This is a genomic window from Priestia sp. 10L35, from assembly GCF_056395685.1.
In genome coordinates, this window is record NZ_JBFTKA010000002.1 from 368,658 (window position 1) to 389,723 (window position 21,066).

The window sequence follows — 21,066 nt, forward strand, 5'->3', positions numbered from 1 at the left end:
TCTCCTTTTTTAAAAATAACACCAAAAGGTTTTATATAAAAATAATATAACACCTTTTGGTTTCATGTCAATTCCTCTTTTGAAAAATGAAATCCTTCAATTCATTTCCGTTCTTTGATAAAGAAATTTGTTATGATGCTGAATGAGTGCATTTTGTTATATTTCAAATATATCTTTTAAACGATGCTTCGTCCGCTTTGTGCCAATGCATAATGAATGCCGTGCTGCAATGTTTGAAAACAATCATATTTTGATAAATCAATATGGGTCTCTGATATAACTAAGCCTAAGTTGGCAGAAATCCCTACTAAAATTGTTTTCGTACCAATCAGGGACGCTGCTGCACCTAATTTTTCAATAAGACTTGCCGTATATTCAGTAAGTTCTTTATCCAATCCGGTTAAATCCAGCACAAGATAATTAGCCTGGTGTTTTGGGAGGTTATTTAATGTATTGACAATCAAATCTTCCGTTCGATCCTCGTCGTATTTGCCAATCAAAGGAACGACGACTATGCCTTCCAAAACCGGAATAATAGGAGAAGAAAGCTTTTTAATAAGATCTTTTAACTCTGCTGTTTTTTCTGCTACAATGTTTTGCAAATGTTCTATTTTCTGCGCTTCTTTTCTTCTCGCTAATTGATGAATATTTTGAGTGATATCAATGTTAGAAGGGAAGTATTCTACTGTGGTGCATTCATGCCCTTCTATTTGATGTTGAATCACCTTGTACCAAATATTTGTTCCGAATAGTCCTGTGAAAATCCCTGCATAATGGGCCGGAAGAAAATTTCCTCCCTTTGTTTTCTTTTGCGCAACGTTAATTTTATGTTCCCAACTGTCTTTTAATTCAGCAGATAGAGTTTTACTTTCAGGATTTAAATATTTGATAGTAGTTTTTCCCCATCCAGCCGAAGCGTATGTATTGGTAATTAACTCAGCCGCTTCAAAAACCGTTACGCCTTTCATATTTTGAAAGTACTCTCCTACTACTAATCCCTGTCGGAAACCAGTGGTTTCCAGTACTACAGAAGCTGCCTCTTCTCCAGATATTTCTTCGATTGTGTCAAACAATGTTTTCATCGCAGAAGAAATCCAAAAAAGGATCGCATCTTCTCCTTCAAAGCTAAATTGTCCTTTTTCTAAATCCCAAGCAAAATTAAGACCACCTATATCAATATTCTTTTTTTCACCCATGGCGGAATCTCCTTTTTATAAAGTTCTTACCTTCTATTTTATCTTATGTTGAAGAAGCTAGTAATAAAAATTGTTGCATATTTTCTATTGCTTGTCTAACCATTACCCATGTTTTCAATTAATAGAAAAGAAAGGTGAATGCTATAGAACTTTGAATTCGCCAACTTTTCTTTCTTTTGTATCAAACATACATGATAAAAAGGAAGAAAAGCAAATTGTAATATAACATCACATTACGTTATAATATAATTATATTCAAAAAGAAAGTATTTAGGAAAGAGGAGGAAAAAGATGAAGCTAAATACTCATAGCTCTACGCCTTTATATATGCAGTTAAAACAGGCTATTACAGAAGATATTAATAAAGGAGTTTATACTCCAGGTGAAAAACTTCCAATTGAAACGGATTTGTGCGATATATACGGAGTAAGTCGGATTACGGTAAGAAAAGCCGTATTAGATTTAGTAGAAGAAGGCCTTCTGATACGTCAGCAAGGAAAAGGAACCTTTGTTCAATATCCAAAAGCTAAGAGAGAGCTGTTTGCCGTTAATGGGCATACAGAGTATATGTCGGAATTAGGGAAAGTACCGCAGACTAAAATTTTGTCTTTTGGTATAAAACCTGTAAAAGCTCATGTGGCAAAGATGTTATCAATCCCTCCAGAAAGTGAAGTCCTTGAACTGCAGCGCATCCTGTATTATGACGACCAGCCTCTTACCTTAGAAATTTCTCACTACTCCTTAGAATTGTTACCACACTTAGATCAGCACGTCCATAATTCAGTTTCAATGTACGATACTATAAAAAACAAGTACAATATTGCTCCGGTTCATAATAAAAAATTATTGAACATGGTATTTGCAAATGTGGATGAAGCAAAACATTTAGAATGTGAAGTCGGAGAGCCGCTGTTTAAAGTGGAAAAAGTGGCGTATGATGCACAAAAAAGACCGATTCATTCATCTTTTCTACACTACCCTGCGAATCGCGTTACGTTCACTATAGACAGTTCTAATTCTTAATAAAATAGCGCCTTGCTTCAAAAGCAAAGGCGCTATTTTATTCATTTTAGAACCATTTCACAGTCTGTATGATATTCTTTTCCATATCCAAATGCTCCGTAATTTTGACAAGTTTGTGATGCCACCAATGATCCATTATGGAGCGCTTTGGCTATGTTTTTTTCTGGTAGATAAGAAGAAAGAAAGCCAGCTATAAAAGAATCTCCAGCCCCAAGCGTATCCACTACATTTGTAGGAATTATAGGCTGTTTAAATAACTGATTTTCGACTGATAATAAAGCTCCCTCTTCTCCTCTTGTCACGCATACGACACTGGTTCCTAACAGGTGTACTCGCTTTATTAAATTCATACACTCTTCTTCTGGCAGGCTGCTTCCTGAGAAAAATGCATAGCTGATATATGGACATACTTGCTGTAAATATTTCTCATCGTATCTCGTAGAAAAATCAAAGGAAATATCAATGATTTTATGTAGCAACGGAAGGTCAGATTCTAAATGACTAAAAACGCTCGTATGAAGAAGATCGTGCTGGCGAATATAGGTTAAATCCGATTCATTCAGCATTAGTTTTAATCTAGATTGAACGCCCCCTTTATTTGATCCTACAAAAACTCGGTCACCTTGTTCATCAAGTGTTACAACCGCCATTCCATTTTCTCCTACAGCTCTTCTTACTCTGCTAATATCCATCTTTTCTTGCTGCAAAGTATTTACTACATGCTCTGCCGATTCGTCATTCCCCACGATTCCCATATAGGAAGACTGATGATTGCTCAATCTATTATAAAATACGGCCACATTTAGCGCGTTGCCGCCTGGATAGATCTTTCCTTGATCTTTATAGTAATCTACTACATTATCCCCTACTCCAATTAGTTTCATCTGCTTGTCCTCCTATTATTTAACACTTCCGTTAGCAATGCCACGGATAAAATATTTTTGCATAAATAAAAACAACATAACAATCGGTGCTGCTGAAATGGTGAGTCCAGCTAGTAATACCCCCCAATCTGTTTGCAAAGCGTCTCTAAATTGCATTAATCCTGCTGGGATTGTACGCAAACTGTCGTCGTCGATAAAGATAATGGCAAACATAAATTCATTCCATGTGTAGTAAGCTGTCAAAATTGTCGTTGTTAATAGAATGGGCGTGCTCATTGGGATAAAAATTCGAAATAAAATCCCCAAGCTTGTACATCCATCTAACCGAGCTGCTTCCTCTAGTTCTTTTGGAATCGAAAGAAAATAAGCTCGAATTAACAAGATGGTTAAAGGAATTCGATAAGCAACATAAGGCAGAATCAGTGCCAAGTGTGTATTATAGATTCCAAGTTTTTGAATAATGCTATACAAAGGAATTAAACTTACCTGAGGAGAAAGCATAAGCCCTCCGAGACATATAATGAGGACAAAAGCTTTTCCTTGAAACTCAAAGCGTGATAGTCCATAAGCTCCTAACGCACTGACCAGCACCGTCAAAAAACAAGACGCGCCCGTGACGATTACACTGTTTAAAAAGTAAGAAGATATTCCACTTTTCCACGCTGTCACATAATTTTCAATTAGCCAAGTATGCGGCATAGACCAGCTGTGCGTAAAGATTTCATCCGTGCTTTTAAAAGAACTTATAATCATCCAAAGCAAAGGATACGCAATGACGATAAAATAGACAATCAATCCGACATATACTATCGTTACACCTGTGTAGCTCTTCTTTTTTCTTTCTTTAGTGGCTGTATTGACAACATTAGGTAAGGTGACATTTGTTTTAGGCATCTGCATCAAGCGTCTTCCTTTCCTGTTTTAAATGCTTTCATTTGAACAAGAGAAATCAACAGCGTAATAATTAAAATGACAGTAGCAATTGAGGAAGCATAGCCCATCATATCTTTCGAAAAGGCTGTTTTGTATAAATACGTACTTAGGACTTCAGATGATGTACCCGGTCCGCCTCCAGTTAAAATATAAGGTTCATTAAATACTGTAAAAGCACCAGTGAGCGTTAAAATAACAGCCACAAATGTCATTTCTTTTGTTTGCGGTACAGTAATATGAAAGAACATTTTAAATTTATTAGCGCCGTCTATTTCAGCTGCTTCATACAATTCAGGTGAGATTTTTTGTATCGCTACAATATACAGCATGGCAATATAGCCGATAGACTGCCACTGAGATATAGCAATAACTGCATAAATAGCCGTATTACTGTCTCCTAGCCAAGGTTTTGCCAATGAGTCTAATCCGATCATTTTGAGCATTTGATTTAAAAGCCCTACTTCAGGATTGTAAAAAAAAGTAAACAGCAAGGCAATAACGGTCATCGAAACGACTACTGGTAAAAAATAAACCGTTCGAAAAAAAGGAGAAAACCTTCGAATAAGTTTATCTTCTAAAACGGCAGCCACAATTAGACCTCCACCCACTTGAAAAATAATTGAAATGACCGCATAAAGAATATTATTTTTGAGTGCCTGATAAAAGACAGGGTCTTTAAATAAGTGCACATAATTATCTATTCCTACAAAAACTTTGTCTGGTGAAAATGTGCTCCACTCATAAAGACTATCCCAAATATTCTGAAAAATAGGGATATACACAAGTAGTAAAAAAGCAAAAGCAGGAAGAAGATATAAATAAGGGGTTAGCTTATTGCGTTTTAACATCGCTTTTTCACTTCCTTACTTTTTAGATTCAGCACGAACACTGGCTGCAGCTTTTTGCACATCTTTCATTACTTCTTTAGGTGTTTTATCACCATTTAGCATAAGCTGAGCCCCTGTTAAATAAGCATCTGCAATTCGAGCATCGATTGCCATATCAAACCATGGAGCCATCTCTTTGGCTTGTAAAATATTATCTACTGCTTCTAATTGCTCCGGTGTTGAATTACTGCTGTTAGCTGTATCATTTACTGCACTGTATTTCCCTACTTCTTTTACTAGCTTTTCACCCATTTGTTTTGATGTTAAAAATTCAAGAAATTCCATCGCTTCTTTTGGATGCTTTGTTTTAGAAGAAATCATAAACCCTTCAGGTGATCCAGTTAAATTAGTAGCATTTCCTTTTCCATCCTCTAATTTAGGAAAATTAAACATGCCAATCTTAAATTTCGTTGGACCGAAAAGCTTAATTTCAGCGGTTTCAGCATAAAACATAGCTGCTTTTCCATTTGAAAATTGTTGTCTTGCATATTCATGATCAATCGAATTTGTATTTTTATTAAAGTAAGGAACTAATTCTTCTAATTTTTCTAGAGCTTTTACATAGCCTTTATCCGTGAATGTCCCAGTTTTTGAATTATAGTCTTTTGAAAGAACGTCAGGCTTTACCATGCGCTGATTCAAGGTTCCTACGTAGTGAGAAATGGTCCACGTATCCTGGCTTCCAAATTCTAAAGCTGTATAATGCTTCTTTTTTAACACGCTTAAAACATTTAATAGCTCGTTCCAGTTTGTAGGCGCTTTTAATCCTAATTTATCGAAGATATCTTTGTTGTAAAAAAACATTTTCCCGTCCATTGTGACAGGAACACCGTAAATTTTCTTATTAACGGTATATGGTTTAATTTGAGACTGAACAAGCTTGGAAGACCACGCTGAATCCTTCTTATAATAAGAGGTTAAATCTAAGGCTTTGTTTCCTCTGACAAATTGTCTAGCAAACTCATCGCTCCAAGAAAAGTACACATCAGGAGGGGTATTAGTGCCTGTCATAACTTTAATTTTATCTTTATACGAATCGTTTAACACCGCTTCTGTTTTAATATCAATATCAGGGTGCTGTTTTTCAAATTCTTTTACAACTTCTTCAAAGTAGCTTTTTTCAGGTTCTTTTGGCCATCTGTGAAAGAATGTTAATGTTGTCTTTCCTGTGTCTGAGTCTGAAGACGTTTGTTTTCCCGCACACCCCCCGAGCATTAAAGAACAACTTAAAAGTGAGGCTAAGATTAAATTTGTCTTTTTCATATAGAAACCCCCTTATTGTAAGTGCTTTCATATATAAGTTATACTATAATGTTTTATAACATTATAGTATAACTCGTAAGGAAAATATACAGATTTCTATCTTTATTAGGAGATTATTAATATTCTACTTTCCACATGTAGCGTCTTTTACTTAAAGGATGATTGCGTGCTTCAGCTAATTCTTCGGCATACTGACGCAGTACACGGTTTAATACAAGAGGAGCAATATACCCTTGCACATCTTTATCAATTCCTTCGGAGTCATATGCTTTTGCATCTAGAACAGTTAATTTCTTTCCATATCGTTTAGAGAATGATAAGGCGCGTTCTTCTAAAGGTCTCGTTTCATCTAGTCCAGCTAGGATAATAAACGGTACGTTTTCATCAATAATTTCGAATGGACCGTGGAAATACTCTCCAGCGTGAATAGCGTGAGAATGAATCCACTGCATTTCCATTAAGATACATATGCTGAATGAATAGGCTGCTCCATAGTTCGAGCCGCTGGCCATTGTATAAATAACCGGTTCGGACTTATGTGATTCAGCAAATTTCCTTGCGTTGCTCGCTTCGTATTCTAGAGCTTTTTCATAAACAGACTGTAGATTTTCTAAGCTAGTAACTAACTTTGCAAATTTATCATTTTCTTCTGCTACGTATAAGAGACCAAATACAAGCTGATATAAAACGCCTAAATTTGTTTCAAAAGCATCGATATCATTGCCCCACTCATACTTAATAAAAATATCTGCACTGTGTGCTAAAGGTGAAGTAGGTTCATTTGTTAAGGCTACAGCATAAGCGCCTTTGCTTTTAGCAAACTTAGCTGCTTCTGTAGTCTCAGGAGTTGTTCCTGACATGGAACATAAAATAACTAAGGAGTCTTTTCCCAGCTGCTGCGGATTGCGGTGGATAAATTCGTTCGAGCTATACAAATCGGATGTAATATGTTGAGCTTCTCGATCTAGTACATACTTAGCTGGATACATGATCGCAGAAGATCCTCCACATGCGACGAAAAACACATTACGAATTTGCTTGCTTTTTAATTCGTTTAATACGGCTTGCACATCACTTTTTACATTCACTGCTGTTTTGCTCATTTTCCCCACTCCTCAAATAAGATATGATATACAACATTATGTAATGTTATATATTGTTATATTAAACCGAAAACGTTAACTAGTCAATACATTTATCAGAATATTTAACTTTTTTATCTATATTTGTAGAAATGCGCTCTTCTGTTTCTCCATCAAAGAAATGCACGTAGGTTAAATTCAACGAAAAAGCGTTTTTGTCCCCTGCTTCAAACTCACATAAAAAAGGCACTCGAGCCACAAACGTTTGCTTTTCTAAACTAGCATATAAAATTGTTTCAGCACCTAGTACCTCTATCATATCTAGTGTCGTAGTGAAGCAAAACTCATTGTTCAACTCTCTCTTACTATCCTCTTTATGATATACAATGTGTTCAGGACGCGCACCCATTATGACCTCTTTCTCATTATGACCTTGAGAATGTAAAGCGTGTATTAGAAAATCAGGAAGCTGTATTTTAGTTTCTCCCATTATAAAATAAGTGCCTTGGAGATACCCCCGAAAAAAATTCATTGCGGGTGATCCAATAAAACTGCCTACAAATACATTCCTAGGATGTCTATAAATATCTTGAGGAGTTCCGATCTGTTGAATAATCCCGTCTTTCATAACAACTAGGCGAGTAGCCATTGTCATAGCTTCCACTTGATCATGCGTCACATAGATTGTTGTTGTTTGCAGCCTTTGATGCAGTTTAATAATCTCAGCACGCATCTGTACTCGTAGCTTCGCATCCAAATTAGATAATGGTTCATCCATTAAGAAAACTTTTGCTTCCCGAACAATAGCACGACCTAAAGCAACTCGCTGACGCTGCCCTCCGGATAAAGCTTTTGGCTTTCTATCTAAATATGTTTCTAGACCTAATGTTTTAGCTGCTTCATTTACCCGTCTATCAATTTCGTCTTTCTTTATTTTTTTTAACTTCAAGCCAAATGCCATATTTTCTCGAACAGTCATATGAGGGTAAAGAGCATAATTTTGAAAGACCATAGCAATGTCACGATCTTTTGGAGCTACTTCGTTCATATGATCTCCATCAATGTAAAAATCACCTTTTGAAATCGTTTCTAGACCTGCAATCATTCGCAGCGTAGTAGATTTACCACAGCCTGAAGGTCCAACAAATATAACAAACTCTTTCTCTCCAATCTGAAGGTTAAAATCATTTACGGCGATATTTTTTTTATCATATATTTTATATACTTTATCTAAATGTAACATTGTCATATCACCTCAGCTCCTTATATTTAAAGTTTGAGATACATGATTGCAAGTTACGCGTCTCTTTTTCCTTAATCCTTAATTCTTTCCTCCTTTTTATTTAAATTGTTAACTTGAGACATTAAAGTAACTTAATAACTATACTAATCGAATCTAGTTAGACAGAAAATAAATATGTAAAGGTTGCTAACACAAAACATACAAGCAACCGTTCACCTTCAAAAAAATAAAAACCTTCTCTAAAATAAGAAGGTTTCACATCATAATCTGCATAGAGACTGCCTTTGCCTTATTTCTGAAGATTTTATTACATATCTTCTTTGCCTTGACAGCTTGGACACTCATAAACATGCACAAAATAAAGTCCAATATGGTGGAATCGTTTCCCTAAGCAATCTGGACATGTTCCTGCTTCGCGCATTTGTTCCCGTCGTTTGTCTCGCTGATTAGCTAAGAAATTTACAAATTTCATAAAAAAACCTCCCTCATGTTTTTGACTATAGGTTTTCCTGATGAGAGGTCTTTTATTCGACTAAGTGTATTTATAACAGCACCTGCTTGATTGTGCTTTTAAACTATACTCACGTTTTCCAATAATACAAAAAGGATAGATAGAGCAGTCTTATAACGCTCATCTATCCTTCATTTTTACCCTATATAATGTTTAATGCTATACAGGCGTATCACTATTTCCTAACAGATATCTAATTTTTGATATAGCTATCATATACAAATTATTCTTCTATTTTGTATTTTTCTTTTTTTCGAAGAAACGGCCACCAGTTTCCTTCTCCAAGCGTTACGACAATCGCTGGCATAAGAAGCGGAAGAATGACAAGGCCATAAAGTAAAAGACCAATAATAACAACCGTTGCTACATGAACAAGTGTTAATACACCTGATGGCATCATAGCCCCAAACGTTCCGGCTAAGATAATAGCAGCAGTAATAATAACCGATCCCATCTTACTCATAGACGTAACCATCCCTTCTGCTACGCCGCTTTTTACTTCTTCGTTAAAACGGTCTAACAAGAAAATAGAATAGTCAATTCCAAGGGCAACTAAAATAACAAAACTAAAGAATGGCACGGCCCAGCTGATTCCGTCATTCCCCATTATATCCACGAATAGAAGCTCTGAGATTCCCATTGCTGTATAATACGTAAGCAGCAGTGAAGCAATCATGTATACAGGCATGATCATTGACCGGAATAAAATGGTCAGCACAATAAACAATCCAATCATCATAATAACCATTGTGCGTGAAAGATCCGTTGTAGATAAATCTTTTAAATCCGCATTTGAGCTCGATACCCCTCCGTACACAATTTCTGTATGCTCAAACGGCGTATCAACGACTTCGCTTGCCACCGCTTTTTCAATATTTTTTACGGTTGAAATGGCTTCTTCAGAATATGGATTTTGATCGAGCACTACACTGAGCTTAACTCCTTTTCCATCTGCAAAAGAATAGTTATCGATGGATTGTTTAAACCCTTTATCTTTCATCACTTCTGCTGGAAGGTAAATACCCGTATCTCTAACTGTTGAGCTGTCACTCATGTTATCAAGCATATCTGTTGCTTTTGTTAAGCCATCTGAGATCTTAGTCAGTCCGTCATTCGCACTGTTAACGCCTTTTGCTAACTGATTGATACTGTCTGATAACGTTCCAACTTGACCTTGCTGAGCTGAAAGCTTCTCATTTGCTTGTTGGAGACCGGTTTGAATGGTAGTAAGCTGTTTACTGATTGCAACAAGCTGCGGAACCGCTTGCTGCACATTTCCTGTTGTAGAGAGCTGAGTGCTGACAAGCTGCAGCTGTTGATTAATTTGAGCTAATCCATCTGCAGCAGGTGCAAGCGACCCGCCAGATTTCTCTTTAGAAGCAGAACCCGTTTGGTCAGCTATTTGATTTAGCCCTTTTTTAACATCACTTAATCCTTTTTGCACATCTCCGATTCCTTTAACAGCATCTTTGATTCCGTTTGATACAGAGCCTAACTGTGAATTAACATATAAATCATCAATCTTTTCTCCGGTAGGCTGTGTGATAGTCATAACAGAATCCACGTGATCCACTTTTTCAATTGCTTTGCTTATATTTCCTAAATAAGGAATAACATCCGCCTTTGTTAACTCTTTATCTCCTTTAATAATAACATTGACAGGAAACGCTTTTCCTTCTCCCAGTGCATCACTGATAGCATTTAGTCCTTTTATAGATTTATAATCACTGCTTATTTCAGCAGTAGAATCAAACGATACTTTTGAGTCGTACGTTACAATAAAAGGCACGGTAATAATCGCTGTAATGACTAAAAACACGAACGGTCGCGCCACTGCCTTTTTTCCTAAAAAGCCCCACAGCTTATTATCGCTATGAGAAGCCACTTTTTTAGACGGCCAAAATAATTTTTCTCCAAGCGTAACCATAAAAAGTGGAAGCAGAGTAAATAAAATGACTAGCAGTACACCTACGCCCACTGCTACCCCGACAGCCGACTGGAAAATGGCAAACTTGGCAAATCCAATGGCTGCAAATCCAATAAATACGGCAATTCCGCTGATAAATAGCGTTCTTCCTGCTGTACGATAAGCCGTGATCGTGGCCTCTACTTTATCATGTCCGTTTGCCAATTCTTCACGGAAACGATTAAGTAAAAGAATGCAGTAATCCGTACCAATTCCAAATAAAATAGCTACTAAGAACGTTTGCGTGAACGTTGAGATTGGAAAATCGACATTTTTAACTAAAATCCCTAGTAACGATTGACTGATTAAGTATGTGATTCCCACAATTAAAATAGGAATAAACGGCGTCACGACTGAACGGAAAACGAGTAAAAGCAAACCTAAAATCAAAAAGATAGTAATAAACTCGGTTTTCTTTAACCCTTCTTCTGAACTGTGTGCAAAATCCTGATTAATAAGAGATGCACCTGTTACATATGCCGTAGTGTCTTTTGGCACGCTATCATAAATCTGATTCGCTATTTTTTCAACTTTTTCATCCGATCCACTGACAGTAACCGGAACTAAAACAGTTTTTTTGTCTTTAGACATTAATTGATTACGAACATCTTGATCATCTGTTAAAGGCGTTGTGACATCTTTTACACCTTTGATTTTCTCTGTCTTATCAATGATTTTCTGTATTTGTTTCTCACTATCTTTATCTAATGCGTTATCTAACTTGATAACCATGCTGATGGTATTACTATCTTCTCCAGCATTTTTTAGAATTTGGCTGGCTCTAGATGAAACGGCATCGTCAGGAAGCTGAGACTGTCCTTTTTCACTTGCGAGCTTTGTTAAATTTGGTGACGTTAGCATCAATATAACCGTTAAAGCTAAAATAAAGGCCGCAATCACCCATTTAAATTTCACAATAAATTTCATTCTTTGCTTTCCCCTTTTGTAGTTAACTTTTCTTTTGCCATTGTAAGAATTTCAATAAATGTATCTATTTTTTCTTCTTCTACATCATCAAACAAATTCTCAATGATACTAAAACACGCGGCATTTCCGTCATTTATTACCTTTTCTCCTTCAGCCGTAATCTTAATAAGCTTAGAACGTTTATCGCTCTCTAGTTCATTAGTGTCCCACTCCACAAGCCCTTTTTCGAGCAGTTTTTTAATTCGATTCGAAATGGCACTTTTATGGACACCTTGCAAGACAGCAAGACTGCCTGGTGAAGATGGACCTTTAATCATTAAACTATTTAACAAATCAAACTGCTGCCTTGAGACATGTTCGAAGAGGTTATGGCTTATCTCTCTGTGAATTACTTCTGTTCCTACAAACAGCACTTCTTCAAAAAGTTCTACAGCTTGATATAACTTGCTTTTCGTCACTTCTTTTCCTCCTTTGCACATTTAGTTTATAGGTATAAACTATTCAACTTTAAAAATTAGTTTATAGGACTAAACTTTATTCTGTCAATAAATTTATGTCTGACTGTCTTCATATATGATAAAGATAAATGGAATTCGAAAAGATACCGCTTACATCAGCTTTTTTGGTTGTCAAAGCTCAATCACTTAAGTATTATTAGTAATTGACTTCTTTTCAAGGAGATATAAATTTTATACACAGAAAGGGTGATCACACATGAACACAATGCATGCTAATGAGCAGGTCAGTAAGAAAGATTCCTTTCCAATTGCTCTCATCTCGTTAACTCTTGGAGCTTTTGCTATTGGAATGACGGAATTTGTTATTATGGGGATACTGCCTAACGTTGCGGAAGATCTTCATGTTAGCATTTCGACTGCTGGCCAGCTCATTACAAGCTATGCTTTAGGAGTAGCAATCGGCGCGCCAATTTTAACTATTTTTACTCATCGACTTCCTCAAAAGCTTCTGCTTTGTTTACTCATGCTTTTATTTATTCTCGGAAATGCAATTGCTATCATTGCACCCAACTATGGAATTTTGATGGGAGCTCGTTTAGTTACGGCATTATGTCACGGTACGTTCTTTGGAGTAGGCGCTGTTATTGCTTCACGGCTCGTGCAGCCGCATAAGCGAGCAAGTGCTGTCGCAACGATGATGGCAGGTTTAACTATTGCAAATATCATCGGTGTTCCTGTAGGAACATTTATTGGTCAACACTTAGGTTGGAGAGCTTCGTTTGGAGCTATTACGATCATGGGGATTATTGCATTTATCGGTATTATTCTGTTTATCCCAAAGCTTGGTCAAGACAAATTAACAGGTCTAAAACAGCAGTTTGCTACTTTTACCCAACCAAAACTTCTTGTAATGCTTCTTTTAAGCGCAATAGGATGCGGTAGTTTATTTACTGTGTTTACGTACATTACACCGCTTCTTGAAGACGTTACAGGAGTAAGTGAACACAGCGTTACGTGGATACTTGTATTATACGGATGTGGCGTTACGCTTGGAAACGTTGTTGGAGGCAAGCTTGCAGACTGGAAGCTAATGCCTTCGGTTGTAGGTATATTTGCTTTTCTTTGTATTGTGCTGACTATTTTTACGTTTACTGTTAAAAGCCCAGCAGCAGCTATTATCACGCTGTTTTTCTGGGGAGCAGCAGCTTTTGCTGTAATGCCTGGTATTCAAGTGAAGATTATGAACTTAGCACAGGAAGCACCTGCTTTAGCTTCTACTTCGAATCACTCATTTGCTAACTTAGGAAATGCTTTTGGCGCCTTTTTCGGAGGCGTGATTATTAACCATATGGGACTTACTTCACTTCCTTGGGTTGGCGCCATTTTTGTAGGAACGGCTTTTGTTATTAGCACTTGTCTGTTTATTGTGGAAACACGCAAAAAACATAGTGAACAATCGTCCTAACTGTCTAACAACTGAACAACAAGCAAAAAAGAGCCTTTCTTAGATGAAAGGCCCTTTTTTGCTTTTAACTTGCTTTTTTCATTTCTTTACTTGTTAATCGACTGTGTTTACGAGAGTAACCTATATATACAAATATACCAAGCACAATCCATATGCTAAAATACAGCCATGTTGTTTTAGGAAGATTAATCATTAAAAATAAACAAGATAATACGGATAAAATTGGTAAAACCGGGACAAACGGCATTGTAAATCCACGTTTTAAAGTTGGGTGCGTTTTACGTAAGATGATAATGCTGACGCCCACCATGCCGAAAGTTAAAAGAGCTCCGATATTTGCTAAATTCGCAAGTTCTTTTAGATCAATAAACCCTGAAATTAACGCTCCGATAATCCCTACTAGCCAAGTGGAAAGAGTCGGAACTCCCGTTTTCTCATTTGTTTTAGCAAATGCTTTTGGTAGCAAGCCGTCGCGGCTCATTGAGAATAAAATGCGTGTTGCTGCATAAATGTAGGCAAAGATAACAGCCATAATTCCAATGACAGCTCCTGCAGCAATAACTCCTGCCACTGCATTTTGTCCTACTGAATGAAGAACATAGGCCATTGCTTCTGGAACATTCAGTTCCTTGTAAGAAACAACTCCTGTCATAACAAGGCATACTGCTACATAAATAATCGTGCAGATCACAAGTGAACTAATAATTCCAATTGGCAAATTGCGCTGTGGATTCTTTACTTCTTCTGCTGATGTAGATAAGGCATCAAAACCTAAGAAAGCAAAAAATACGGCCGCGCCCCCTGTCACAACACCTTCAATTCCATAAGGCATAAAAGGTGTCCAATTAGACGGTTTTACATAAAAAGCTCCTACAATAATAAAAAGAAGGATAATAAACAATTTAACAAGCACCATAAAGTTATTCACTTTTTTACTTTCTTTTGTTCCTCTTGAAAGCAGCCATGTAATAAGAAGCGTAATACAAATAGCAGGAAGGTTCACTAGACCTCCATTTGCAGGGATCGTAATCAATTCTTTTGGCAGCGAAAAACCAAAGCCTTCTAAAAAGTTGTTAAAATAAGAAGACCATCCGTTTGCTACTGCTGACATTGTTAACAAATAGACAGAAAGCAACGTCCATCCCATTAAGTGCGCTACCACTTCGCCGATGGTTGCATATGTATAGGTGTAAACGCTCCCAGATACAGGTATAGTTGAAGCAAATTCCGCATAGCACAGCGCTGCAAAACCGCATACAATAGACGCCAATATAAAAGAAAAAATAACGGCTGGTCCAGCATCGTTAGCAGCTACTAAGCCTGTTAATACTAAAACCCCCGTTCCGATTACGGCTCCAATACCAAGAAGAGTCAAATCGAATGCTCCTAATGTTTTGACTAGAGATTTGTTTTGACTTTGTTCTAATAATTGCTCGATTGACTTCTTTTTAAATAGTTTTCCCATTGCACTCTCTCCTCTCTGTTGCCACTCATCCATTAAAAACTTGAAAATAACGTTTTTCCCCATTTGGCTGCGCGTTTTCACTTCAGATACAGAAGTAATTATATAGAAATAATTACTAACTTGTCTATTAGTATACTAATATCATTATATATATTTCAAGAGTTTTTGTAAGCGATTTCTTATCGTTGCTCTATTTTGGATTTATAAACTAAATAAAGAGGTTATCATTGTGCTTATGTATAATAAATTTGAATAAAAATAATATTCTAAAAAATTACTTTATATGTTTTTAGATAACTTTTTTACTAACTATCTTCAGATATAAATTCCTGACATAGAGATTATTTACAGAACGATGAATGTTTTATCTTACCGGGTGTTATAATGATGAAAACTGAAGTGTATGAAGGGCGGAGAAAGATGATTAACTTACTTATTGGCTGTATTTTACTAGCATTAGGAGTATACTTTATGTTTAAATTTCTTTTTTACTCTCCTTCTAAAAAGAAGCGAGATCAGCAAAACATGAACAAACCATCAGGTGAGGCTTCAGCTTCATCCCGTACAAACGATTCGAATGGAATAAGATAAATTTTTTTATAAAATACCGGCGTTTGTCTAAGGCAAAAGTTATACTGCTGATATATATTATCTTATACCCTTCTAGTTCAATATTCCCTTCATTTTGGTGTGAGACAAAATGAAGGGAATCAATACCCGACTTAAAAAATCAGATTTTTCTATTTAGTAAGGTAAATAGCTTCAACAAACTCTGTTTGAATTCTTTTCTTTATTCAAGTGTACAGCTGCCTCTTCCACACTTACTGTTCCTATATTTTTCTTCCCGTGCTTTCGCATAGCAAGCGATTCATTTTCCACTTCTTTATCTCCTATCACAGCCCTATAAGGAACTTTCAGCATTTCTGCTTCTCGAATTTTCAGCCCTATTTTTTCAATGCGATCGTCTACTTCAACACGATACCCTTTTAACTCAAGCTCGTGTTTCACTTTATATGCATATTCCACGTGCGGCGGTGCAATAGGCAATAGTTTGAGTTGAACAGGAGCTAACCAAAGAGGAAATTGGCCTTCGTAATGTTCAATCAAGATGGCCATAAATCGCTCAACGGAACCGTATATAGCGCGGTGAATCATTACGGGACGATGAGGTTTATTGTCTTCTCCAATATACATACAGTCAAACTTCTCCGGCATTAAGAAATCAAGCTGAACTGTTCCACACTGCCAGCTTCGACCTAAGGAATCTAAAATATGAAAATCGATTTTCGGCCCATAAAAAGCTCCGTCTCCTTCATTCACCTGATAGTCTAAGCCTTTTTCACTTAACACAGATTGAAGCGACTTTTCTGCTTGGTTCCATGTTTCAATATCTCCCATGAATTTTTCAGGTCGTGTGGATAGCTCCACTTTGTAATCGAAGCCAAAATGTGAGTAAAAGTCATGGATAAACGCTAGAATGCGGCTAATCTCAGCTTCAATCTGACTGAGTTCTACGAATAAATGAGCGTCGTCCTGTGTAAATGAACGGACTCTTAGCAATCCGTTTAAAGACCCAGAAAGCTCGTGACGATGAACTAATCCAAGCTCTGCGTATCGAATCGGAAGTTCTCGGTAGCTTCTTCGTTTGCTGTTAAACAATAAAATGGCTCCCGGACAATTCATCGGTTTAATCGCATAGTTTTGTTTGTCAACATTTGAAAAATACATATTCTCATGATAGTGCTCCCAGTGCCCTGATTGTTCCCAGAGCTCCTGTTTCATCATGATGGGTGTTTTTATTTCTTGATAGCCTGCTTTATAATGCTTTTGTTTCCAGTAATTTTCTAACTCATTTCGAATAATCATTCCGTTAGGTAAGAAAAATGGCATACCAGGAGCTTCTTCCATCGACATAAACAGCTCCAGTTCTTGACCTAACTTTTGATGATTTCGCTTTTCTGCTTCCACTTGTTTTGACATGTTCATTCCTCCAATATGTTTTTATTCAACAAAAAAACCGCACTCATCCCTAGTAAAGGGACGAATGCGGCCGTGGTACCACCCTAATTCCGTAAAATACTCATACGTATTTTACGCTTAAAAAGATAACGGTTTTACCGGTTGCGGTTTCAGTGTATACACATTCCCCGCCGCAGCTCCAAGGTGGTAAATTCATTTTGTTTTCTAAGGGTTCTCAGCCAGTGACCCTATTCTCTGTAAAGAAAATCCAAAAATGATTCATGTCCTTTTCATTGCTTGTATATTCATTTTTTCTACATAAAAAGCCGCACTCATCCCTAGTGAAGGGACGAATGCGGCCGTGGTACCACCCTAATTCCGTAAAATACCTATACGTATTTTACGCTCAAAAAAGATAACGGTTTTACCGATTGCAGTTTCAGTTATGCACGTTCCCTGCAATAGCTCTAAGGTGGTAAATCAGATGATTTCTTAAGGGCTCTCAGCCAGTGACCCTATTCTCTGCGAAGAAAACAGCATCTAATTCATGTCCTTTTCATTGCCAAATACTGTTTATTAGTTGTTAAAAGCGATTATAGTGTATAAATTTAACAAAAGTCAAGAAGTAATTTTTTATTTTTTTATGGTATAGAATTACTTTATGCTTGAATTTTTGAAAAGTTACTTAAGAATATACGGACTTAAAAAGTTTTTTATTATATTATTAACGAATACATTCCATTCTTATTTTTGCTCTTTATTTTCACAGCAATAAAGAGCAAAAATAAGATACCATAAGTCCTTATTTGTTTTATCTAAGCGGTATTAACGAAGTTAAACCCAATACTATTCCAAATCAGAACAAGTAACCTAACACAAGCATCATCAGGTTTTCAATTTATATACTAAAATATTAAATACACCTTTTTCTGCTCACGCAAATATCTGACTTGAATCCATAGAAACTATTTTTTATCTATCTTTAGACAAAAGCTCATCATGCATGCTTCCACTTTGCGGAAAAATCCGTTTTTTCCTGACTTGTTCTTTAAGAATAACGTCAAGCTGCCGCTGAATTTTCCTTGTTTCATTTGTCGAAAAATACGGGTGAGCCAGATTTACTGTTTCTAACGGATCCTTGGTCAAATTGTACATTTCAATTTGATCAGGAACACGGGTTGTTTTAAGGGTAGTAAAACTCACAGGGTAACCTTCATATTGCTCTCCGTGAATGAATTCATCTTTTTCGTCATCTGCTGACCAAAATTGCAGATTATCATGATAGCGAGCGTATTTCCAAATTTCCTTTCCTGCCGCTGACGAAAACTCGACAATGACCGCTTGAATGTGATTAGGCTGAACAACTGACGGGTAGCTTTCTCCTAAAAAATTTGTTTGGTGAAGTCCTTTTGTCGGGTCATCATCCGTCATGAAGAAAATCGCTGTTTCCTCTTGCTCAGCACACGTTTCTCCTCGAAGTATACCTGACAGGTCTCGCCCAACAAATGGATGTACTTCCGTATGACTTTTTTGTAATTGCTTTTGAATAGCGGAAGCATCTATATTAGCTAAACTAAGCATTGTCGGGATCAAGTCAAGGTGACTAGTCAGTGTGTCTGTACGTTGATAACTAGGAAACAAACGCTTGTTATGAATGAGAAGCGGAACGTGAATAGATTCTTCATACATGTTGTACCATTTTTGATGTAGTCCCCCGTGAGCTCCAAGCAAATCACCGTGATCAGACGTAAAAATAATAATTGTATTTTCATAGAACGAAGATTGTTCCATGGTCCGAAGAACTTTTAAAATTTGTTTATCAACATTTTTTTGCAGCTGATAATACAAGCGCCGGTAGAAGCTAGAATTTGGGGTTGGCTGCAGCGCTTTTGGATAGATGTATTTATAGCTGCTTTGAGCGCTAGGCTTTGTTTGTAAAGGTTCTCTAATGGTAGGTGGCGGATCGATGTTTGGAATCGTCTCATCAATAGAAAACTGAAACATAGGAAGGTGTTTGGTAATCGCTCCGAACAGCGCAATGTCATGCGGGTTCACAAATGAAGCTACCATGAGCCAAGGCTGCGCAGGCGCTTGATGTTCTAATCGTTGAATAAGCTCTATGATTTCCTCTGCATATATTTCGTCTCGTCCGCTCACTCCAACGGCCGCAGATGAACCGGAATTGTGCGGATTTCTCCCTTCCGGTTCCGGACCAATCCACCCTGAAAAACCAAACTTTTCAAGCTTATTAGCCCGTTGATAAAGGCCTTCTTTCTCTGGATCCGGTATTCCTGTTTGCATCTGATAGCTAGAAAAAACGTCATGTGTTCCTGGAATTAAGATGTTCTCATCAGAAATATGCCATTTTCCTTTATAAAAGGTTTGATATCCAGCCTTCTTAAAATACTCTCCCATCGTCGGGACGGTATTAGGCTGCAGCCAAAACATATCAGGATCTTGTGATTTCTTTGCGATACCTTGCGTTTGCGTAACTCCGTGCAAGGAAGGATACTGCCCTGTAAACAATGTAGCTCGACTTGGTGAACAAGCTGTAGAACCGACGTAGTGACGAGTAAACTCCGTTCCATGCTGTTTTAAAAATTCATGTGCTTTTAAATGTTTTTTTCTCCACTTTTTTAGTTCTTTACTTTCATATAAGGGTGGAAATCGCTCCTCGTCCACGATAATCAACAAAAAATTAGGCTGTTTCTGCATGGTTATTCCTCCGCATGTTTATCAAATTTTCTGTATTGATAAACTATGTAAAAAGCACTTTTTTTAGAAGAACGGAGTACGGTTCATGTCTTTTTATACCCACACAAAAAAAGACTTGGAGGATTTCTCTAAGTCTTTCATAACTCGTTTCAATACGATATCCCTTATTTTTTGTAAGCTTTTAGCGGCTGATTTCGTTTATAGGTGCTAATGATACTAGGTATACCTACAATTATACTTATCATAAAACTCCACATCATGTAGCGCCAATCACCTGTAAAAAGCGCTACTCCCGTAAAAAAACGAGCTGACCAGCAAGAGCTAACCATGAAGCTATCCAAGCAAACATCATATTCTCTTTCACGTTATCACCTCATATTTTTAATTATGAATGACTTTTTATATTTTACCATGAAATTCTAATTTTAAAGATTATTCTACTGTTTATTTTATGTACATAACTAAAAAAGCTAATAGCAGCGCGTAGCTAGCCATTAGCTTTTTTATTATTTTGCAAATACATGATTTCCTATTTTAATTGTTTCTTGTTTTTGGCGCAGCCATTGATCTCCCGTTTTATCAGGATTAAAGAAGAATAATGAACCTTTTCCTTGACCTTGGAAGTTAATTGCTTCTTCTACAGCTTTTTTTGAATCTTTGTCTGCAGGTTTATTAATTTGACCGTTGCTGACCGGACTATACTGACCTTTTTGATAAATAACGCCTTTTACAGTGTCTGGGAATTTGCTGCTGTCGACTCTATTTAATACAACTGTCGCCACGGCTACTTTGCCTGCATAAGGCTCTCCTTTGGCTTCAGCTGATACAAGACGAGCTAATAATTCTTTATCATTTTTATTTACTTGAACGTGCTGTTCATGAGCGGGCGCTGCTGCAAATGCTGAGTAACCTGCACCAAAACTTGGGATAAGCATTGCTATAGCAATCACTAGTTTCTTTATCATAAAAATAAAAAGCCTCCTTGCTATTTCTTGACGTGGTTCATATGCTAGCAGAAATATAGGAGTCTTTCATTGCAAAAAATTATCCAGTTCCAAAAGAAATTGGATGTTATTGTCTTCTTTAAAC

Annotated in this window: 17 protein-coding genes and 2 other annotated features; of the genes, 3 read left to right on the forward strand and 14 right to left on the reverse strand. The window is 36.8% G+C overall.

Going from position 1 to position 21,066, the window contains the following annotated elements; all coding sequences use genetic code 11:
• Positions 1-176: 176 nt before the first annotated feature.
• The gene (locus tag AC1DEF_RS07885; RefSeq protein ID WP_097823384.1) at positions 177-1,196 is read right to left on the reverse strand and encodes an STAS domain-containing protein; all 1,020 of its coding nucleotides are present in this window, start codon (positions 1,194-1,196) and stop codon (positions 177-179) included.
• Between the two features lie 291 nt (positions 1,197-1,487).
• On the opposite strand from AC1DEF_RS07885, the gene AC1DEF_RS07890 reads away from it, so the two are divergent.
• Entirely contained in the window at positions 1,488-2,219 is a 732-nt protein-coding gene (locus AC1DEF_RS07890) for a GntR family transcriptional regulator (protein WP_013057106.1), read from the forward strand.
• 41 nt (positions 2,220-2,260) lie between these two features.
• Here AC1DEF_RS07890 and AC1DEF_RS07895 read toward each other — a convergent pair whose 3' ends face one another.
• From AC1DEF_RS07895 to AC1DEF_RS07935, 9 genes are all read right to left on the reverse strand, one after another.
• A complete protein-coding gene (locus tag AC1DEF_RS07895) occupies positions 2,261-3,103 on the reverse strand; it encodes a fructoselysine 6-kinase (RefSeq protein WP_097823385.1) in 843 nt (280 codons plus the stop codon).
• A gap of 15 nt (positions 3,104-3,118) precedes the next feature.
• Complete coding sequence (locus AC1DEF_RS07900) at positions 3,119-4,003, reverse strand: carbohydrate ABC transporter permease (RefSeq protein ID WP_043982526.1); 885 nt, start codon at positions 4,001-4,003, stop codon at positions 3,119-3,121.
• Positions 4,003-4,884: a carbohydrate ABC transporter permease gene (locus AC1DEF_RS07905; protein ID WP_318331315.1), complete on the reverse strand. Its 882-nt coding sequence runs from the start codon at positions 4,882-4,884 to the stop codon at positions 4,003-4,005. The genes AC1DEF_RS07900 and AC1DEF_RS07905 overlap by 1 nt, the downstream gene beginning before the upstream one ends.
• Before the next feature lie 15 nt (positions 4,885-4,899).
• Positions 4,900-6,186, reverse strand: a complete 1,287-nt coding sequence (locus AC1DEF_RS07910) for an ABC transporter substrate-binding protein (RefSeq protein ID WP_013083210.1) — start codon at positions 6,184-6,186, stop codon at positions 4,900-4,902.
• Positions 6,187-6,302: 116 nt separating this feature from the next.
• A complete protein-coding gene (locus tag AC1DEF_RS07915; protein WP_097823387.1) occupies positions 6,303-7,289 on the reverse strand; it encodes an SIS domain-containing protein in 987 nt (328 codons plus the stop codon).
• A gap of 79 nt (positions 7,290-7,368) precedes the next feature.
• Positions 7,369-8,517, reverse strand: a complete 1,149-nt coding sequence (locus tag AC1DEF_RS07920; RefSeq protein ID WP_477727343.1) for an ABC transporter ATP-binding protein — start codon at positions 8,515-8,517, stop codon at positions 7,369-7,371.
• A gap of 301 nt (positions 8,518-8,818) precedes the next feature.
• Positions 8,819-8,983, reverse strand: a complete 165-nt coding sequence (locus tag AC1DEF_RS07925) for a hypothetical protein (protein WP_016764155.1) — start codon at positions 8,981-8,983, stop codon at positions 8,819-8,821.
• Between the two features lie 262 nt (positions 8,984-9,245).
• Entirely contained in the window at positions 9,246-11,915 is a 2,670-nt protein-coding gene (locus tag AC1DEF_RS07930) for an MMPL family transporter (protein WP_097823389.1), read from the reverse strand.
• Positions 11,912-12,373 (reverse strand): MarR family winged helix-turn-helix transcriptional regulator, encoded by a 462-nt coding sequence (locus AC1DEF_RS07935; protein ID WP_014460056.1) that lies wholly within the window; start codon positions 12,371-12,373, stop codon positions 11,912-11,914. Before AC1DEF_RS07935 ends, AC1DEF_RS07930 begins: the two co-directional genes overlap by 4 nt.
• A 256-nt stretch (positions 12,374-12,629) precedes the next feature.
• On the opposite strand from AC1DEF_RS07935, the gene AC1DEF_RS07940 reads away from it, so the two are divergent.
• On the forward strand, positions 12,630-13,838 hold the full coding sequence (locus tag AC1DEF_RS07940; protein WP_097823390.1) for an MFS transporter: 1,209 nt from the start codon (positions 12,630-12,632) through the stop codon (positions 13,836-13,838).
• 64 nt (positions 13,839-13,902) lie between these two features.
• Here the strand turns inward: AC1DEF_RS07940 and AC1DEF_RS07945 are convergent, their stop codons facing one another.
• Positions 13,903-15,303 (reverse strand): amino acid permease, encoded by a 1,401-nt coding sequence (locus tag AC1DEF_RS07945; RefSeq protein WP_048020877.1) that lies wholly within the window; start codon positions 15,301-15,303, stop codon positions 13,903-13,905.
• A 384-nt stretch (positions 15,304-15,687) separates the two neighbouring features.
• On the opposite strand from AC1DEF_RS07945, the gene AC1DEF_RS07950 reads away from it, so the two are divergent.
• Complete coding sequence (locus AC1DEF_RS07950; RefSeq protein ID WP_026106588.1) at positions 15,688-15,894, forward strand: hypothetical protein; 207 nt, start codon at positions 15,688-15,690, stop codon at positions 15,892-15,894.
• A gap of 171 nt (positions 15,895-16,065) precedes the next feature.
• On the opposite strand, the gene thrS is transcribed toward AC1DEF_RS07950, so the two are convergent.
• The 3 genes from thrS to AC1DEF_RS07965 all read right to left on the reverse strand — a co-directional run bounded on the left by thrS (position 16,066) and on the right by AC1DEF_RS07965 (position 20,942).
• Positions 16,066-17,283, reverse strand: a complete 1,218-nt coding sequence (gene thrS, locus AC1DEF_RS07955; protein ID WP_477727344.1) for a threonine--tRNA ligase — start codon at positions 17,281-17,283, stop codon at positions 16,066-16,068.
• 53 nt (positions 17,284-17,336) lie between these two features.
• Positions 17,337-17,565 (reverse strand) — a binding site (T-box leader).
• Positions 17,566-17,604: 39 nt separating this feature from the next.
• Positions 17,605-17,831: a binding site (T-box leader), on the reverse strand.
• A gap of 403 nt (positions 17,832-18,234) precedes the next feature.
• Positions 18,235-19,977 (reverse strand): sulfatase family protein, encoded by a 1,743-nt coding sequence (locus tag AC1DEF_RS07960; protein ID WP_097823391.1) that lies wholly within the window; start codon positions 19,975-19,977, stop codon positions 18,235-18,237.
• A gap of 506 nt (positions 19,978-20,483) precedes the next feature.
• On the reverse strand, positions 20,484-20,942 hold the full coding sequence (locus tag AC1DEF_RS07965) for a cell wall hydrolase (RefSeq protein WP_025751889.1): 459 nt from the start codon (positions 20,940-20,942) through the stop codon (positions 20,484-20,486).
• Between the last annotated feature and the right edge of the window lie 124 nt (positions 20,943-21,066).

Bases quoted from the DNA above. Each gene is read 5' to 3' on its own strand.
- AC1DEF_RS07895 (WP_097823385.1), bottom strand. From the start codon at position 3,103: ATGAAACTAATTGGAGTAGGGGATAATGTAGTAGATTACTATAAAGAT.
- thrS (WP_477727344.1), bottom strand. From the start codon at position 17,283: ATGTCAAAACAAGTGGAAGCAGAAAAGCGAAATCATCAAAAGTTAGGT.
- AC1DEF_RS07950 (WP_026106588.1), top strand. From the start codon at position 15,688: ATGATGAAAACTGAAGTGTATGAAGGGCGGAGAAAGATGATTAACTTA.
- AC1DEF_RS07890 (WP_013057106.1), top strand. From the start codon at position 1,488: ATGAAGCTAAATACTCATAGCTCTACGCCTTTATATATGCAGTTAAAA.
- AC1DEF_RS07925 (WP_016764155.1), bottom strand. From the start codon at position 8,983: ATGAAATTTGTAAATTTCTTAGCTAATCAGCGAGACAAACGACGGGAA.
- AC1DEF_RS07915 (WP_097823387.1), bottom strand. From the start codon at position 7,289: ATGAGCAAAACAGCAGTGAATGTAAAAAGTGATGTGCAAGCCGTATTA.
- AC1DEF_RS07885 (WP_097823384.1), bottom strand. From the start codon at position 1,196: ATGGGTGAAAAAAAGAATATTGATATAGGTGGTCTTAATTTTGCTTGG.
- AC1DEF_RS07910 (WP_013083210.1), bottom strand. From the start codon at position 6,186: ATGAAAAAGACAAATTTAATCTTAGCCTCACTTTTAAGTTGTTCTTTA.
- AC1DEF_RS07920 (WP_477727343.1), bottom strand. From the start codon at position 8,517: ATGACAATGTTACATTTAGATAAAGTATATAAAATATATGATAAAAAA.
- AC1DEF_RS07965 (WP_025751889.1), bottom strand. From the start codon at position 20,942: ATGATAAAGAAACTAGTGATTGCTATAGCAATGCTTATCCCAAGTTTT.
- AC1DEF_RS07905 (WP_318331315.1), bottom strand. From the start codon at position 4,884: ATGTTAAAACGCAATAAGCTAACCCCTTATTTATATCTTCTTCCTGCT.
- AC1DEF_RS07960 (WP_097823391.1), bottom strand. From the start codon at position 19,977: ATGCAGAAACAGCCTAATTTTTTGTTGATTATCGTGGACGAGGAGCGA.
- AC1DEF_RS07940 (WP_097823390.1), top strand. From the start codon at position 12,630: ATGAACACAATGCATGCTAATGAGCAGGTCAGTAAGAAAGATTCCTTT.
- AC1DEF_RS07900 (WP_043982526.1), bottom strand. From the start codon at position 4,003: ATGCAGATGCCTAAAACAAATGTCACCTTACCTAATGTTGTCAATACA.
- AC1DEF_RS07945 (WP_048020877.1), bottom strand. From the start codon at position 15,303: ATGGGAAAACTATTTAAAAAGAAGTCAATCGAGCAATTATTAGAACAA.
- AC1DEF_RS07930 (WP_097823389.1), bottom strand. From the start codon at position 11,915: ATGAAATTTATTGTGAAATTTAAATGGGTGATTGCGGCCTTTATTTTA.